This is a genomic window from Nocardioides jensenii JCM 1364 = NBRC 14755 (assembly GCF_001552535.1).
Lineage (GTDB): Bacteria > Actinomycetota > Actinomycetes > Propionibacteriales > Nocardioidaceae > Nocardioides > Nocardioides jensenii.
Genome location: NZ_BCRJ01000080.1, coordinates 17308 through 32894, shown reverse-complemented (window position 1 = coordinate 32894; position 15587 = coordinate 17308). Strand labels below are relative to the sequence as shown.

General features: G+C 67.8%; 14 protein-coding genes and 1 pseudogene. 9 read left to right on the top strand and 6 right to left on the bottom strand.

The genetic code is table 11. The annotated features are described in order from the left end of the window. A partial coding sequence (locus tag NJ4_RS26035; protein WP_217996907.1) for a FeoB small GTPase domain-containing protein occupies positions 1–830 on the top strand: 830 nt, incomplete at its 5' end. Further along, positions 827–2233 (top strand): nucleoside recognition domain-containing protein, encoded by a 1407-nt coding sequence (locus tag NJ4_RS26030; protein ID WP_067438050.1) that lies wholly within the window; start codon positions 827–829, stop codon positions 2231–2233. The genes NJ4_RS26035 and NJ4_RS26030, both read left to right, overlap by 4 nt. An 11-nt stretch (positions 2234–2244) precedes the next feature. Here the strand turns inward: NJ4_RS26030 and NJ4_RS17655 are convergent, their stop codons facing one another. Beyond that, complete coding sequence (locus NJ4_RS17655; RefSeq protein ID WP_067438047.1) at positions 2245–3537, bottom strand: HNH endonuclease; 1293 nt, start codon at positions 3535–3537, stop codon at positions 2245–2247. 189 nt (positions 3538–3726) lie between these two features. Here NJ4_RS17655 and NJ4_RS17650 point away from each other — a divergent pair, with 189 nt between their 5' ends. Continuing rightward, on the top strand, positions 3727–4197 hold the full coding sequence (locus NJ4_RS17650) for a PPOX class F420-dependent oxidoreductase (protein ID WP_067438045.1): 471 nt from the start codon (positions 3727–3729) through the stop codon (positions 4195–4197). Between the two features lie 62 nt (positions 4198–4259). On the opposite strand, the gene NJ4_RS17645 is transcribed toward NJ4_RS17650, so the two are convergent. Together NJ4_RS17645 and NJ4_RS17640 are read right to left on the bottom strand one after the other, a co-directional pair. Then, entirely contained in the window at positions 4260–5504 is a 1245-nt protein-coding gene (locus NJ4_RS17645) for a hypothetical protein (protein WP_067438044.1), read from the bottom strand. Beyond that, positions 5501–7117 carry an ABC transporter substrate-binding protein gene (locus tag NJ4_RS17640; protein WP_067438042.1) on the bottom strand — a complete coding sequence of 539 codons (1617 nt, stop codon included), beginning with the start codon at positions 7115–7117 and terminating at the stop codon, positions 5501–5503. The genes NJ4_RS17645 and NJ4_RS17640 overlap by 4 nt, the downstream gene beginning before the upstream one ends. A 61-nt stretch (positions 7118–7178) precedes the next feature. Here NJ4_RS17640 and NJ4_RS17635 point away from each other — a divergent pair, with 61 nt between their 5' ends. Together NJ4_RS17635 and NJ4_RS17630 are read left to right on the top strand one after the other, a co-directional pair. Next, the gene (locus NJ4_RS17635; protein WP_217996906.1) at positions 7179–8078 is read left to right on the top strand and encodes an SDR family NAD(P)-dependent oxidoreductase; all 900 of its coding nucleotides are present in this window, start codon (positions 7179–7181) and stop codon (positions 8076–8078) included. Between the two features lie 78 nt (positions 8079–8156). Continuing rightward, the gene (locus NJ4_RS17630) at positions 8157–8564 is read left to right on the top strand and encodes a VOC family protein (protein ID WP_067438037.1); all 408 of its coding nucleotides are present in this window, start codon (positions 8157–8159) and stop codon (positions 8562–8564) included. A 310-nt stretch (positions 8565–8874) separates the two neighbouring features. Here the strand turns inward: NJ4_RS17630 and NJ4_RS17625 are convergent, their stop codons facing one another. Continuing rightward, on the bottom strand, positions 8875–9162 hold the full coding sequence (locus NJ4_RS17625) for a hypothetical protein (protein ID WP_157551201.1): 288 nt from the start codon (positions 9160–9162) through the stop codon (positions 8875–8877). A gap of 527 nt (positions 9163–9689) precedes the next feature. Between NJ4_RS17625 and NJ4_RS26970 the strand changes: the two are divergent. From NJ4_RS26970 to NJ4_RS17615, 3 genes and pseudogenes are all read left to right on the top strand, one after another. After that, a pseudogene (locus NJ4_RS26970) lies at positions 9690–9992 on the top strand (aldehyde dehydrogenase family protein); the annotation flags it as partial. A gap of 45 nt (positions 9993–10037) precedes the next feature. Beyond that, entirely contained in the window at positions 10038–10580 is a 543-nt protein-coding gene (locus NJ4_RS26965) for an SDR family oxidoreductase (protein ID WP_281178345.1), read from the top strand. Positions 10581–10735: 155 nt separating this feature from the next. After that, positions 10736–11512, top strand: coding sequence for an SDR family NAD(P)-dependent oxidoreductase (locus NJ4_RS17615; protein WP_067438030.1), 777 nt, complete (start codon positions 10736–10738; stop codon positions 11510–11512). Positions 11513–11568: 56 nt separating this feature from the next. Here the strand turns inward: NJ4_RS17615 and NJ4_RS17610 are convergent, their stop codons facing one another. Together NJ4_RS17610 and NJ4_RS17605 are read right to left on the bottom strand one after the other, a co-directional pair. Beyond that, positions 11569–12573, bottom strand: coding sequence for an aldo/keto reductase family protein (locus NJ4_RS17610; RefSeq protein ID WP_067438052.1), 1005 nt, complete (start codon positions 12571–12573; stop codon positions 11569–11571). Positions 12574–12585: 12 nt separating this feature from the next. Further along, positions 12586–14238 carry a helix-turn-helix domain-containing protein gene (locus NJ4_RS17605; RefSeq protein WP_067438028.1) on the bottom strand — a complete coding sequence of 551 codons (1653 nt, stop codon included), beginning with the start codon at positions 14236–14238 and terminating at the stop codon, positions 12586–12588. 255 nt (positions 14239–14493) lie between these two features. Here NJ4_RS17605 and NJ4_RS17600 point away from each other — a divergent pair, with 255 nt between their 5' ends. Beyond that, entirely contained in the window at positions 14494–15585 is a 1092-nt protein-coding gene (locus NJ4_RS17600; RefSeq protein ID WP_067438027.1) for an LLM class flavin-dependent oxidoreductase, read from the top strand. Positions 15586–15587 lie beyond the last annotated feature (2 nt).

Below are 15587 nucleotides of genomic sequence, written 5' to 3'. Positions count from 1 at the left end.
CCCTGCCGATGCCGGGTCGCTCGCCCGGCCCGGCCGGTCCTCCCGGCCCGGCCTGTGGCAGCTGCGCCCTGCACGGCGTCGCGAACCTGCAGAAGTTCGGCGTGGCCGCGGGCGACGCCGATGTGGTGGTCGCGCTGGCCGGCAACCCCAACACCGGCAAGAGCACGGTGTTCAACGCGTTGACCGGGATGCGGCAGCACGTCGGCAACTGGCCCGGTACGACGGTCTCGCGGGCCGAGGGTGCCTACGGCTTCGGTGACCGGAGCTTCAAGGTGGTCGACCTGCCCGGCGCCTACTCGTTGCTCTCGACCAGTCACGACGAGGAGGTCTCCCGCGACTTCCTGCTCTTCGGTGACCCGGACGTGACCGTGGTCGTGGTCGACGCGACTCGGCTGGAGCGCAACCTCAACCTGGTGCTGCAGATCCTGCAGATCACCGACCGGGTCGTGGTCGCGCTCAACCTGATGGACGAGGCCCGACGGCACGGCGTGACGGTCGACGTACGACACCTGACCCGAGCGCTCGGGGTGCCGGTGGTGCCGATGGTGGCCCGGCGCGGCGACGGTCTGCCGGAGCTGCTCGCGGCGGTCGCGGAGTCGGCGTCCTCGCACGGTGGCGGGCGAGGCCTGCGCAAGCAGCGGTTCGACCCGGCGGTCACCGAGGCGATCGACGAGCTCGTCGACCGGTTGAGCGAGGAGTTCCCGGGCATCGCCAACGTGCGGTGGGTGGCGCTGCGGCTGCTCGAGGGCGACCCGGGCATCGAGCGCGCCGTCCTCGACGGCACCCTCGGCGAGCTGGCCCGCCAGCAGACCGGACGGCTGGCCTCATGAGTCGCGACGCCCTGCTCGACACCGCGGCCCGGCTGCGGCGGACCATGCCGGAGGACTTCGGCGACGGCGTGGTGATCTCGATCTTCGACGACGCCGCCCACATCGCGCGCAGCAGCGTGTCGAGCGGTGAACGCCCCACACGTCCGGCCTTCGACCAGGTCCTGGACCGGGCGCTGACCCACCGGGTGTGGGGCTTCGTGGTGATGGGGACGCTGTTCTTCGCGGTCTTCTGGTTCACCATCGCCGGCGCGGCGGTGCCCTCGGACCTGCTCTACCAACTGCTCGTCGAGGGCGGCCACGGCTGGCTGCGCGGCGGCTTCGAGGCGGCCGGCTCCCCGTGGTGGGTGACCGGCCTGCTGGTGGACGGCGTCTACCTCGGGGTGGCCTGGGTGGTGGCGGTGATGCTGCCCCCGATGGCGATCTTCTTCCCGCTCTTCACGCTGCTGGAGGACTTCGGCTACCTGCCCCGGGTCGCGTTCAACCTGGACCGGCTCTTCGCCGGGGCCGGCGCCCACGGCAAGCAGTCGCTGACGATGATGATGGGCTACGGCTGCAACGCCGCCGGCGTCACGGCCACGCGCATCATCGACAGCCCCCGTGAGCGGCTGATCGCGGTGATCACCAACAACTTCAGCGTCTGCAACGGCAGGTGGCCGACGCTGATCCTGATGGGCACGATCTTCATCGGCTCCCTCGCGCCGCCGGCCCTGGCCGGGCTGCTCGCCGCCGCGAGCGTGGTGCTGGTGGCGGTGCTGGGCATCGTGACCACGTTGGTGGTCTCGTGGCTCCTGTCGCGCACGGTGCTGCGCGGGGAGACCTCGGTCTACTCCCTGGAGCTGCCGCCCTACCGGCCGCCGCAGGTGATGCGCACGATCTACACCAGCATGATCGACCGCACCCTCAAGGTGCTGCGCCGGGCGTTGGTGATGGCCGCCCCGGCAGGTGCGGTGATCTGGTTGCTCGGCAACGTCGAGGTCGGCGGTGCCAGCCTGGCGGCGTACGCCGTCTCAGGGTTGGAGCCGATCGGTTGGGCGCTCGGCCTCAACGGGATCATCCTGCTGGCCTACCTGGTCGCGATCCCCGCCAATGAGATCGTGATCCCCACCATCTTGATGCTCACCCTCACACTCGGCCACACCGCGGCCGGCGGCGATGCGGGGGTGATGGTCAACCTGTCGGACGCCCAGGCCGGCTCGGTGCTGGTCGACGTCGGAGGCTGGACCTTGCTCACCGCGATCAACCTGATGCTCTTCTGCCTGCTCCACAACCCCTGCAGCACAACGATGCTCACGATCTGGCGCGAAACCCGCTCGCTGAAGTGGACCACGGTCGCAACCCTGTTGCCGCTCGGACTGGCATGCCTGGTCTGCGGTGTCGTCGCTGTCCTCTGGCGGGCGTTCTAGCTCGGACCCGGTCAGGCGATGAGCATGCATTCGAGGAAATGGGCCTCGACCATGCTGGGGCGTCGTGGTGGTGGCATCGGCGCGCCCGGTTCTCGACTGACGTAGGTGTGCCCGGTGGGCGTGGTGACGGTGACTTCGTGTGGTCGGTCGGGTGGACCGGGTTGGTGGCGCCAACCGGGGTGGTCCTTGGTGTAGTTGCACCATTCGCACACGCCTTGCCCGTTGCCGACGCTGGTCTGGCCGCCTCGGGAGGCGGGTTCCGCGTGGTCGACGTGGCGGACCGGTGAGTTGCAGTAGGGGTTGCGGCAGGTGTCGTCGCGCAGCTTGATGAAGGCGCGCAGGTCGGGCGGGAAGAGCCGTTGCGCGGACTCCATGGTGACCAGGGAGCCGTCCTGTGGCATCGCGAAGACGCGGCGCAGCGTCGACCTGGTCGCCTCGCAGGTCGCCACCAGGTGTCGGGCGACCGAGGCGGGGATGGGGCCGTGGCCGGCCAGGTGGCCGGGTGTCGAGTCGTCGCCGAGCAGGGTCTCGGCCGAGACCAGGAGCTGGACGGCGACTGGTGGTTGAGACTTGCCGTTGGCGGCGTCAGCGTCGGTCAGACCGGCGAGGCGGGCCGCGGCGATGTCGACGGTGAGCTGGGCGCGGGTGCGTTCGTCGCCGGCGGCGCGGCAGCTGGCGGCGGCCTTGTCGAGGGAGCCCATGATCGTGGGGAGCATGATGTCGGGGACGATCGCGGTGATCTTCGCGGTGCCGTCGCCGAGGTCGCGGCCGGTCAGATGGCGGTTGGCCATGGCCTTGCGACGTCGTTTGAGGGCGGCGTCCTCGTCGAGCATGAGGACGATGCGTCGGATCTTGTTGGTCAGGGCCTTGTCGCCGAGGCCGTCGAGCACTTTGGTGATCTCGGCGTCGGCCTTGAGTCGGTCGTCGTGGCTCAGCTGGGCGGTCTCGTCGGCGATGATCTGGGCGCGGTTCTCGTTGAGGTCGCCACGGGCCAGGGCCAGGTGGGTGGTGGGCAGGTCGTGGGCCAGGGCCAGGGCGAGCGTGGTCTTGCGCTGACCGACGTGCGGTGACTCGCGACGGGCCAGGGCGATCTCGTTGGACACGGAGGCCTGTGGCTTTCCGGTGCTGGTCGGGCGCAGCGTGGCCAGGCCGGCGGTGAGGGTGGCCTGCAGTGCGCAGGCCGCGGACTTCACCCGCTCGAGGGCCTCGACCTGATCGATCAACTCGGTGTCGGTGGCTGGTGGTTGGGTGAGTGCGAGGTCATCGACCAGCGCGCGCAGGGCGTCGGTGTCGAGGCGATTCATCCGTTCACCACCGGCCCTCCATCCGTCGTCTGCCTGTTCTCGTGATTGTGTTCAATTTTAGTCCCCGGCAAACGCCCGTCAAGGGTCGATCACCCACCTGTGGAGAACGGATCCTGGTGGCGCTCGCGATGGCCGAATCCTGAACCGCCGATAGGCTCGAAGGCCCATCCCTCTCCGAACGGAGCGACCATGGCACGCACGATCGCGACCAACACGAACGTCGACCTCGACGGGCTGCTCGAGTTCGTCCGCCCGCGTCACCACATGCTCCTGATCACCCAGCGAGCCGACGGCGGCCCGCAGGCCTCGCCGGTCTCCGGCGGCGTCGACGACTCGGGTCGGCTGGTGATCGCCAGCTATCCGGAGCGGGCCAAGACCCGCAATGCGCGACGGCGCCCCGACGTCACGGTCGTGGTGGTCTCCGACGACTGGAACGGCGCCTGGGTGCAGGTCTCCGGAACCTGCGAGGTCCTCGACGCCACCGAGGGCGAGGCAGCCCTGGATGCCTTCGTCGAATACTTCCGCAACATCTCCGGCGAGCACTCCGACTGGGACGAATACCGCCAGGCGATGATCGACCAGGGCAAGTCACTGCTGCGCGTCACGCCCACCACCTGGGGTCCCATCGCGACCGGAGGGTTCCCGACCCGACTGGCCTGACCGACTGGCCTGACCGACTGGCCTGACCGTCTGGCCTGACGGCCTGGCCTGACCGTTCAAGCTCAGCGCAGGCGTCGCGCGAAGCTGGCCGCACGTCGGTCGAGCTGCTGCTGCCGCTCGGCCGCCGACATGCGGTGCGACGAGGGGAACAGCGAGGCGGCCTGGTCCAGCGGGACCACACGTACGTCGACCACCGGCTCGGCGTCCTCGGTCATCTCGCCACCCTGCCAGCGAGCGGTGATCATCCCGGCCGAGAGCCCGCTGGTGCTGAGCCAGTTGTGGACGCCGGGGTCGGTCGCGGCGAGCAGATAGCTGAACGTGCCGTCCTCGTTGGGCCTCACCTGCCGGTTGTTCAGACCACCGGTGGCCGCGACGCTGGGGCGGGTGACGCCCCACGGGTCGGTGGCCTCGAAGCCGACGTAGTCGGCCCCGCACGGGTCAAGGACCACCAGCAGTCCCTCGTCCTCGGCGAGCTCGAAGCGCCCGGCCACCGAGGCCCCGAACGGTCGCGGCTTCGGCTGGTTGAGGGTGTTGAGCGCCCGGACGTGGATCAGCTCGTTGTTGTAGTCGAGCCAGTAGTGGCCCAACGTCTCCGCCCTGGCCACGGCGAGGTCGACCAGCTCGGCGAACGTCGGAGCGGGCCCGGCCGGGGGACCACCGATTCGCTCAATCTCGATCCACAGCGGGTCCTGGGTCTCCCAATCGGTGAGGGCATCGCGGACCAACAACCAGCCACCCCTTCCGGACGTCGTCGTTCGCAGGTGCGGCCGCGCGTCGACCGAGTCCGGCCCGACCGTGATCTCCAAGCGGCGGTCCGCGTCGAGCTCCAGCTGCGTGGAGAGCAGCACCGCATCGATGGCTGCGCCTTCGCGGGTCACCGCCCCGTCCGCCTCGGGGGAGGCGTAGCAGATGAACGAGAACTGCGCCGCCGGCACCTCGGGCACCCGCCCGCGGACGACGTACGTCGACCTGCCGTCCACCGCGGCGCGTCGGTGCACGTTGTCGGGGTTGTCGATCCCGTACCCGGAGTTCGGCATGTCGATCCCGTGCCAGCTGTGTGCCGCGTTCGCGGACCACAGGAACGCCGGGCGGGACGGGTCCGCGACGAGCGCGTGCTGTACGCCGGCCGTGGTGATCGAGGCCGCGGCGGCCTCGAGGCTGGCCACGCCCGCCGGATGCGACCCGTAGTTGGCGTCGTTCCGATACAGCTCGGCGACACGACTCCGTGCAGCGCCGAGCTCGGGTGTGGCCAGGATGTCGAGCGCGAGCCGCTCCAGCTCGAGCTGTGCCTCGGTGGCCAGTGTCACTTGGCGATCCAGGCGTCGTCGAAGAGGAGGGAGGCCTCGCCGTTGCCCTGGATCCCGTGGACGTCGTCCTGCCAGATGTTCACCATCGCGCCGGAGTTCACCGCCACGCCAGGGCTGTCCTCGGCCCACAGTGCCTCGATCTTGGTCAGCACCTCCTTGGCCTCGGTGGGGGTCTCCTTGGCCTGCAGCTCCTTGAGCAGGGACTCCATCTCGGGGCTGTCGTAGCCGGTGACGTTGCTCGGGGAGCCCTTGCCCAGAGCCGAGGAGAGGCGGCCGAAGATGTTCTGGTCGTGCAGGGCGGTGGAGGAGGTGGCGATGTCGAAGTCCTGGTCGATCTGGATCTTCTGGGTCTGGTCCGCGATGTTCTGGACCAGGTCGAGCGTCACCTCGAAGCCGACGGCCTCGAGCATGGCCTGGATGGCGACGGCGCCGGCCTGCGAGGTCTGCTCGGTGCGGGCGATGACGCTCACCTTGCCGTCGAACCCGTCGGCCTTGGCCTCCTCGACGAGCTTCTTGGCCGCGTCGGGGTCGGTCGGCATCGGGTCGACGCCGGGGGACCAGACCGAGTCCGGGCCGAGGAGCAGCTTGCTCGGGTTGCCGGCGCCGTTGGCGGTGCGCTGGAGGTAGATCTCGGGGTCGAACGCGAGGGCGATCGCCTTGCGCACCCGTGGGTCCTCGCCGGGGCGACCCTCGCGGGTGTTGATCCAGAGGTTGTTGGCCAGGCCGGCGTGGCTCACGATGCCGGCAACCTTGTCCGTGATGACGTCGTCGACGACCTCGGTGCCACGGACGAACGCCACATCGACGCCGTCGGACTTGAAGGAGTCGTAGGCGGTGGCGTCGGAGCCGAGCACCACGAACTCGATCTTGTCGAGGTTGGGTCGTCCGTCGAAGTAGTCCTTGTTGGCGACCACGACGGTCTTCTCGGCCGGGGCATAGCTCTCGAACGTGAAGGGTCCGGCGCCGATCGGCTTGAACTTGGCCGGGTCCGGGTCGGCGTACGCCGCTGGCGCCAGGATCATGCCGAAGCCGTTGGTGAGCGTGTCGGGGAAGGTGCCCCAGGGGTTGCGCAGGGTGATCGTGACCGTCAGGTCGTCGACGGGGTCGATGGAGGCCACCTCCTTCTTGAGCAGCACGGCGTTCAGGCCGTAGCTGTTCATGTAGCGCTTCATGCTGGCGACGACTGCGTCGGCGTCGAGCGGGGTGCCGTCGCTGAACGTCACGCCCTGGCGCAGTGTGAGGGTCCACCCCGTGTTGTCGTCGCTCGTGAGGGAATCGGCCAGCTGCGGGACGAAGGTCTGCGACTCCGCGTCGTAGCGGATCAACGTGTCATAGAGGGCGGCCAGGATGTTTCCGCCCGTGGAGCCGGTGGGGTACTGCGTGGTCGGGTCGAACGATCGGGCCTCGGAATACTCCGAGACGCGCAGGGTGCCGCCCTGGACCGGATCGCCCGAGGGCTGCTCGAGGTTCATCACCCGCGTCGAGTAGTCGATGTCGGACGCCGTGCCGTCGGCACCCTGGTCCTTGCTGGTGTCCGCGCAGCCGGCGGTGACCAGCAGGGTCGCTGCGAGCAGACCCGTCCATCGCACGTGAGCCGAGATGTTCGCCGTCATTGTTCCTCCGTCGATGGCCGGTGCTCCGAGTTCACCCGCGCGGTGTGTTGGGGAACACACCATGGCCAGTCGGGACGACGGCTCTGCGGCCCGCGTCCCACTCAGCGGAAGGAACCGTCATGCGGCTCGCGGCCGTGCCTACCGTCGCCGACATGACGAGACACGCGATGACGACGGCGGGTGGCCGATGACCGGCCGGTTGGAGGGCCGCGTCGCGGTCGTCACCGGCGCCGGCGACGGGATCGGCCGCGAGGTCGCCCGACGTTTCGCCGAGGAGGGCGCCCGGGTTCTGGTCGCAGAGATCAACGAGGAGTCGGGCCAAGCAACGGCGGAGCAGATCGGCGGCCGGTTCGTGCGGGTCGACGTCAACGACCGCGAGCAGGTCGAGGCCATGGTCGCCACCGCCGTGGACAGCTGGGGGAGCATCGACATCCTGGTCAACAACGCGTGGGGTCGCGGCAACGTCGGGCGGGTGGAGGCCAAGACCGATGAGATGCTCGACAACGGTTTCGCGATGGGCTTCTACGGTCCGTTCTGGGCGATGCGTGCTGCCTTCCCGCACATGAAGGATCGCGGGTGGGGGCGGGTGGTCAACATGGTCAGCCTGAACGGCGTCAACGCCCACATGGGCACGCTGGAGTACAACGCCGCCAAGGAGGCGCTGCGCACCCTGACCCGCACTGCTGCCCGTGAGTGGGCGCCGACCGGCGTGGTGGTCAACGCCATCGCGCCCGGCGCGAAGAGCGCCGCGTTCCGCCGGGTGATGGGTGAGCACCCCGAGCTGGAGCGCACCGCCGACCGCGCCAACCCGATGGGCCGCGTCGGCGACGCGTACGCCGACATCGCGCCCGTCGCGCTGTTCCTGGCCAGTGAGGACTGCCGCTACGTCACCGGCAACACGTTGTTCGCGGACGGCGGCGGCCACATCAACGGCGTGTCCTGGCAGCCCGATCTCGACTAGGCAGCCCCGGCCACTCCTCCCGCAAGGGAAGGCAAGCCCGGGGAGTCCGCTCAGGAGGGTCAAGGGGAGGATGGCTGCATGGATGTTCTCAGCAGTCGAGTCCTTCTGCATCCCTCGGACCCGGAGCGCAGTCAGCGGTTCTACCGGGACACGCTGGGTCTCGCGATCCACCGGCAGTTCGGCGACCCGGCAGCGCCTGGTCTGGTCTTCTACCTGGGCAACGGACTGCTCGAGGTCAGCGGCCAGGCGTCGGAACCGTACGGCGGAGGAATGGTGCTGTGGATCCAGGTGCGCGACGTCCACGCAGAGCATCGCCGGCTCGTGGACGCCGGCGTGACGATCCTCCGCGAGCCGAGACTCGAGCCGTGGGGGCTGGTCGAGCTGTGGGTGGCGGATCCGGACGACGTACGGATCGTCATTGTCGAGATCCCGGACGACCATCCGCTTCGGCGCGACCAACGCGCCCCGGAGACGTTGCACGAGTGAGCCCAGCGATCTCGCTGGGTAGGTCGTCGACGCCCGCGATACGGGAGACGGCGACCTCGGCGCTCCATGGACCCCGGTCTCCGCACCTTGGCACAGGCATCCGTTCCACCGCTCACAAACGCCAACGCCAGACGGCCCGTACGGCGGGTCGACCTGGCCGCGCTCGGTCTGATGGACCACCTGGTCCATCAGACCGAGCAGCCGCACGACTCCTGGACATCGCCGTCCGCGCCCTGCCCGACCTCCGACCGCCCCGCCGCTCACGAACCGAACCTCGCCGGTGCTACGTGTAGCACCGGCGAGAGTCTGCTCAATCAATGCACTGCGACCACCGCTGGGCGGTCCACGTCCCGTCGTCCTTGCGCCATGCGTCCAGCGACGCCACCAGGCGCTCGCGGGCATTGATCAGGTTGACGGTGATCTTCTCGTCGGCGGTGTCCTCGTCGAGCACCTTCAGTGACTTCACGCTCGGATGTTGGCGCAGCAGCTTCTGCTCCAACGCGGCTCGGGTCGGGGCATTGGCGACCAGGGCGTAGTGACTGGTGCAGTCACCGTCGGGTGAGTCGCCATTCGTGGACTCGCCGGTGCATCCGGTCATTGACGCGACCACGGCGAGGACGCGGATCCACCTCATGCTCAGTGAGACGTGGCGTGGAGCGTCCAGGTTCCGCCCGACGGCGTTGGGCGGTGTCGGAAAGTACGGCAGTTCACCGGTACGACGACCGCGGTCACGCTCAGCCACCGCAAGAGAGGTGCCAACTGCCGTAGCTTCCGACATCAGAACGATTGGCGCCCTGTCGTCGACCGCGGCGAGCGTGATCACGTATCCGCTCCAGCGAGCCTCGTGATCGCCGTCTCTCGACGACCAGGTTCGCCGGGTCGGTGGCAACGGTATTCATGCAGATGCCCTTCCCTGTCAATCGATCGACCCGGACCGACCGATCGGGTCTAGTTCGTGGACAACGGCCGCCTGGCGTCAATCCACCAGGACAAAGACGCACGTGTGAACAGAGTGTCGGGCTCCAGGGGGCGGGTGGCCTCAGGCCGGTGGCGGGGACGCTGATCTCGACCAGGCCTTGGCCGGCGACGCCGGACTGGTGATGCGCCACGCCGGTCAGGAAGGCGCAGTGGGAGAGGGTGCAGGGGTTCATCGCCTCCGGTGTCGAAGAGGGTGCCACGTTGGTCCATGGCGGCAAGGTGCCCGAAGGCTCAGGCAAGGGCTACTTCCTCGAGCCGACGATCTTCAGCAACGTCACCGACGAGATGCGCATCGCCAAGGAAGAGATTTTGGGGCCGGTAGTCGTCGTCCAGACGTTCAAGACCGAGGACGAAGCGGTGCGCCGCGCCAACAACAACGACTACGGGCTGATCGGGTCTGTCTGGAGCGGGGACCTCGAACGCGGTCTCCGCCTGGCCGGACAGATCCGCACCGGGACGGGCAGCGCCCAAGGCATCGGCAAGCGGTACGCCGAGATGCTGGTCGCGGAGGGCGCCAAGGTGGTGCTCGCCGACGTGCTGGTGAACAACGCGGTCCTCTACGCCGGCTATATCCACTACTCGATGAGCGAGCTTCCTGTGGACTACTGGGAGAAGTTCATGAAGGTCAACGTGACCAGCATGCTGCTCACCACCCAGGCCGTGATCCCGGCGATGACCGCTCAGGGCAAGGGCAAGATCATCAACCAGTCGTCGACGGCCGGTGCTCTCTCCGGGAACGTCTACGGGCTCACCAAGCTGGCCGTGCAGGGGCTCACTGTCGCCTTCGCGCGCGAGCTGGCCGTGCACAACGTCAACGTGAACTGCATCGGCCCCGGCGTGACCAACACCCGGGCCACGCTGGACCACTACCCTGACGGCAAGATGGACCAGTTCGTCGAGCAGTTGCACCTGATCAAGCGGGCCGCGACGCCTGACGACCACGGCAAGGCGCTGATCCACCTCGCTTCCGACGAGTCGGACATGATGACCGGCCAGATCCTGCGCACCGACGGGGGAGCATTCCTGCTGCCGGTCTAGGAGCGCTTCTCGGGGCATCTCGGGCCCACGATCTTGTGCATCAGAAGAGCGCTGCGTGTGCAGATCTTGAACGCAATGGATGACCCGGGAACACCCAGACTCGAGTGCGAGGCGCGTCGCGATCGACGTGCGACATCAGAGTTCGAGGAGGAACGATGGGACGACTTCAAGATCGAGTGGCAATCGTCACCGGCGGAGGATCCGGACTGGGCAAGGCACAGGCGCTGCGGTTCGCCGAAGAGGACGCCGCCGTCGTGGTCGCCGACCTCGACGCGGTCAAGGCGGAGGAGGTTGCCGAGCAGATACGGACGGCCGGCGGACGTTCCCACGCCGTGAAGGTTGATGTCACCGACGAGTCCTCGGTCCAGAACATGGTCGCCGAGGCGGTCAGTGAGTTCGGGGCCGTGAACATCCTGAGCAATACGGCTGGTCGGTTCGACGGGTTCAAGCAGGTGCTGGAGACCACGCGCGAGGAGTGGGACGGCGTGCTCGCTGCCAACCTGACCAGCCTCTACCTCGTGTCCAACGCTGTGCTTCCCGTCATGATCAAGGGAGGTGGCGGAGCGATCGTCAACATCGCCTCCGGCGCAGGCCTGCGCGGTGGGGGCGGCGGGGCGGCGTACACGTCCACCAAGCACGCCGTTGTCGGATTCACGCGTCAACTGGCCGCCGGGTACGGCCACCAGGGCGTCCGGGTGAACGCGATCGCGCCCGGTCTGATCGACACCCCGATGGTCGCCGACTTCTCCAGGACCGAGGAGAGCAAGGCCACCCTGGCCAGCTATCCGGGCAAGCGACTCGGGAAGCCGGAGGACATCGCAGCGGCTGCTGCGTTCCTGGTCAGCGACGATGCGGACTACATCCACGCAGCGACCCTGCCGGTGGACGGCGGCATGGTCGACACCTTCGGAGCGCATCTCTCCGTGGACTGACCTCGACACCGCGAATCGGCGGCTGGATCCCTGGGATCCGGCCGCCGATTCCGTTCTCAGAGATGGGGAGTCTGGTCGTAGGTGCTCGCGGTGACCGCCACCTCGCCCAGGATCTTGTCCATCCGCTCCATCATGTCGTCGCTGATCTCGACGTCGAGGGCCGCTACGTTCTGCGCCACCTGGGTCGGTCGCGACGCCCCGATGATCGCGGTGGACACCGCGTCGTTGCGCAGCACCCAGGCGAGCGCGAGCGACGCCATGGAGCAGCCGAGCTCGTCGGCGACCTGCGAGAGATCCGCGACCCGGGCGAGTACGTCGTCGTGCAGGAAGTCACGGAAGAACTTGCCGCCTCGGCCGTCCGTGGCCTGGGTGTTGGTGGCACGTGAGCCGGGGGGTGGAGGGGCAGACCGCTGGTACTTGCCAGTCAGGACTCCCTGGGCAAGCGGCGACCAGACGATCGTGCCAAGCCCCTCCCGCATGCTGGTCGGCATGACCTGTGCCTCGGGGACCCGCCACAGGAGCGAATACTGGGCCTGGTTGGAGATCAACGGGACCCGCAATTCCTGTGCCAGGCGCTGACCGCGAACGATCTGTTCCGCGGTCCACTCCGACGTCCCGATGTAGAGCACCTTCCCCTGACGGACCAGGTCGGCGAAGGCAACCATCGTCTCCTCGAGTGGAACCGTCGCGTCGAACCGGTGCGCCTGGTAGACGTCGACGTAGTCGGTGCCGAGTCGGCGCAACGAACCGTGCAAGGACTCGTGGATGTGTTTGCGTCCCAGCCCGGAGTCATTCGGGCCTTCACCCATCGGGAAGTAGCACTTGGTCATCAGCACCAACGACTCGCGGGGCTGGTGGGCGATCACGTGTCCCAGCGTCGTCTCGGCCGTGCCCCGGCCATAGGCATCAGCGGTGTCGAAGGTCGTGATCCCCGCTTCCAAGGCCGCAAGAACGCACGCCTTCTCGTTGTCGAGGTCCTCGCTCGTCGTGCTGTTGAGCCAGTTGCCGTAGGAGAGGCGACTGACGGAGAGTCCGCTGTCGCCGAGTCTGCGATGCTGCATGATCACTCACATTCATAGGGATTCGTCGGAGATGCGGTAGCGCCGGATCTTGGCGTAGAGGGACCCTCGGGAGATTCCGAGCAACTCTGCGGCCCGCTTCTTGTTGCCTCCGGCATTGCGCAGGACGCGCGCAATTGCGGCCGCTTCAGCGGTCTCGATGGGTGTGAGCACCCGGCCATGGCCCTGGAACTCAGCAGGGAGCTCGCTCAACCCGACCGGGATGTCGGACTCGTCGACGGGTCGGGCCAGCGTCGTGACTAGCCGGTGGAGCTGGTGGTAGTTGTCGGCCCACACACCCTGGCGCAGGGCACGGAGGGCGTCTTCGCTGAAGGGACGAGCACGGTCGGCGAACAGAGCCCCTGAGATGGCAGAGATGTCGCCAGCCAGCTCGTCGCGCCGTTCCCGCAGCGGGAGGATCTCGACCGCGACACCGTCGAAGTGCGCTGCGATCGCGCTGTCGGCGACCTCCGACCTCGGGTGGATCGCGGATGTCGCACCGAGCAGGACGCCGCGCTCCGCGGCTTGCGCCAACACTTCGGCGACCTCTCCGGCGACATGTCGGCTGATCCGGTCGATGTGCAGCAGCCCCAATCGACGCGGTCGTCTCTGGAGGGCTCCGCGCAAGCGGCGGACCTGCTCCGCCGAGGAGCCTGTCGACGAATCCAGGTCGAAGACATCTCCGCCGTCGAGGTCGAGCACCTCACGCAACATCGTGGTCTTGCCGGTCGACGGCTCGCCCCACAGCAGGAAGCGGCCGGCGCTGCCCAGCGTCGCGGTGATCCGTTGGGTCAGCCCACTCCAGCTGACATCTTGGTGCGTAGTGCCGACCGCATCCCGGTTGCTGGCCGGACGCACTCCGGGCTCGCTGCGCAGCACGATGATCGACCCGATCATCTGTCCCTGGATGAGCATCGGTTCGACGCGGGCCACGATGCCGTCAGACGTCGGTACCACGATGTCGCCCTCCGAGGTGAAGTCCCGGACGTGGTCCCAGAGCGTCTGGTGGTCCAGCTGCAGGCGCGCAGCCTTGCGATCGCAGATCAGGACGTCGGGGCTCACCGCGATCACCGGCGTACGTCGGACTCGGGCGGCGTCCGCGAACTGGTCGAGCAGCAGCTTCCGTGACTCGGTCTGCGTCGCCAGCAGGGCCTGGCCGATGTGGGCTGCGTACTGCAACACCATTGCGCGCATCAGCGGCGTCTCTCTGCCCGCCTCACAGGAGAGCGACAGGACACCCATGCGGTGACCCGTCACAGGGTGGACCACCGGCGCCGCGAAGCAGGCGAAGCGCTTCAACTCCTCGACGTAGTGCTCGCCGCCGCCGATCATCACCGGCATGCCTGATTCAAGGACAGTGCCGGCGCCGTTGGTGCCCACGTTCTCCTCGGAGAAGTCGAACCCGACCGCCACCCGGGACTCGTCCATCAAACCCAGGATGTGATTGTTCTCCGCCCACCGCCAGACGACCCTCCCGTCGGCATCGGTGAGGCCGACCGTCATGCCGGAATCAGCGAGGTGGTGCAGCGTCGGCGAGAGGACCTCCCTGACGGTTCGCACCAGAACGGTGTCGGTGTTCACGTCCACCTGAGGCGGGTCGAGGCGTGTGGGATCAACTCCGCTGAGCTCCGAGCGTCGCCAGGACTGCGCAATCACGTTGACGTCCATCGAACGATCACCTCCACACGGTCGAGTTCCAGTGTGACCCGGACCTCAGCGAAGGGTGTGTGCAACATCTGAACACTGAGACGGATCCGAGGTGAGCGCGGCTCACGCATGCGAGTTCGCACCAGCCTGTCGCAGCGTTCGGAGGTGTGCAGACTTTGAACGCGGACCCCTCGGCGAGCAGCCCCAGACTTTCTGGTCAACGGCGTAACCCACATCACATCGATGTGTGGAGGCCGACACCAGAGAGGATTGATCGTGGAACTTGGATTGTTCATGATGCCGGCCCACCCCGAGGGCCGTGACCCCTATGAGGCTGCCCAGTGGGACCTCCAGATGATCGAGTGGGCCGACGAACTCGGTTACAGCGAGGCGTGGATCGGTGAGCACTTCACCGCCACGTTCGAGCCCTGCCCCGCGCCAGACCTGTTGATCGCCCAGGCCCTCACCCGCACCTCTCAGATCAAGCTGGGTGCCGGCGCGCACCTGCTGCCGATGCACCACCCGGCTGAGCTCGCCTCCCGAGTGGCCTATCTCGATCACCTCTCCCAGGGGCGGTTGCTCTTCGGAGTCGGCGCATCGAGCGTCCCGGGAGACTGGTCGATGTTCGACCTGGACGGAGCCGGCGGCCAGACCCGGGAGATGACCGCAGAGTCGCTCGAGATCATCCTCAAGCTCTGGACCGACAAGGAGCCCTTCGAATACAAGGGCAAGTACTGGACCGTCCGCGGCATCGAGACGATGTACGAGAAGTACAAGCGGCACATCTACCCCCTCCAGGACCCGCACCCACGCATCGGCGTCTCCGGCTTCAGCTCACCCTCGCCGACCCTGGAACTCGCCGGCGAACGCGGCTTCATCCCGATGAGCCTCAACATCGGCCTCAACTACGTCAAGGACCACTGGGGCTCGGTGCTCGCGGGCGCGAAGCGCGCCGGACGAACACCGGACCGAAAAGACTGGCACATCGCGAAGGACATTTTCGTTGCCGAAACCGACGAAGAGGCCTACGAGTACGGCGTCAAGGGAGATCTCGGCAAGTTCCAGGACGAGTGCCTGCTTTATCTCTACGGAGAGTTCGGGTTCAAGAAGTTCCTCAAGCACGACCAGAACGTCCCGGACTCGGAGGTCGACGCGGAGTACTGCGCCAAGCACAACTGGCTGATCGGCTCCCCCGACACTGTGGCCGAGGGGCTGGCCAACTTCTACGACGCGGTCGGCGGCTTCGGCACCGTGCTCGCGCTGGGCTACGACTACATCGACAACCCGGACCACTGGGAGAAGTCGATGGGTCTGCTTGCGCACGAGGTCATGCCGCGCTTCCACAAGCTGCGTCCCGAGGCCCTGTGACC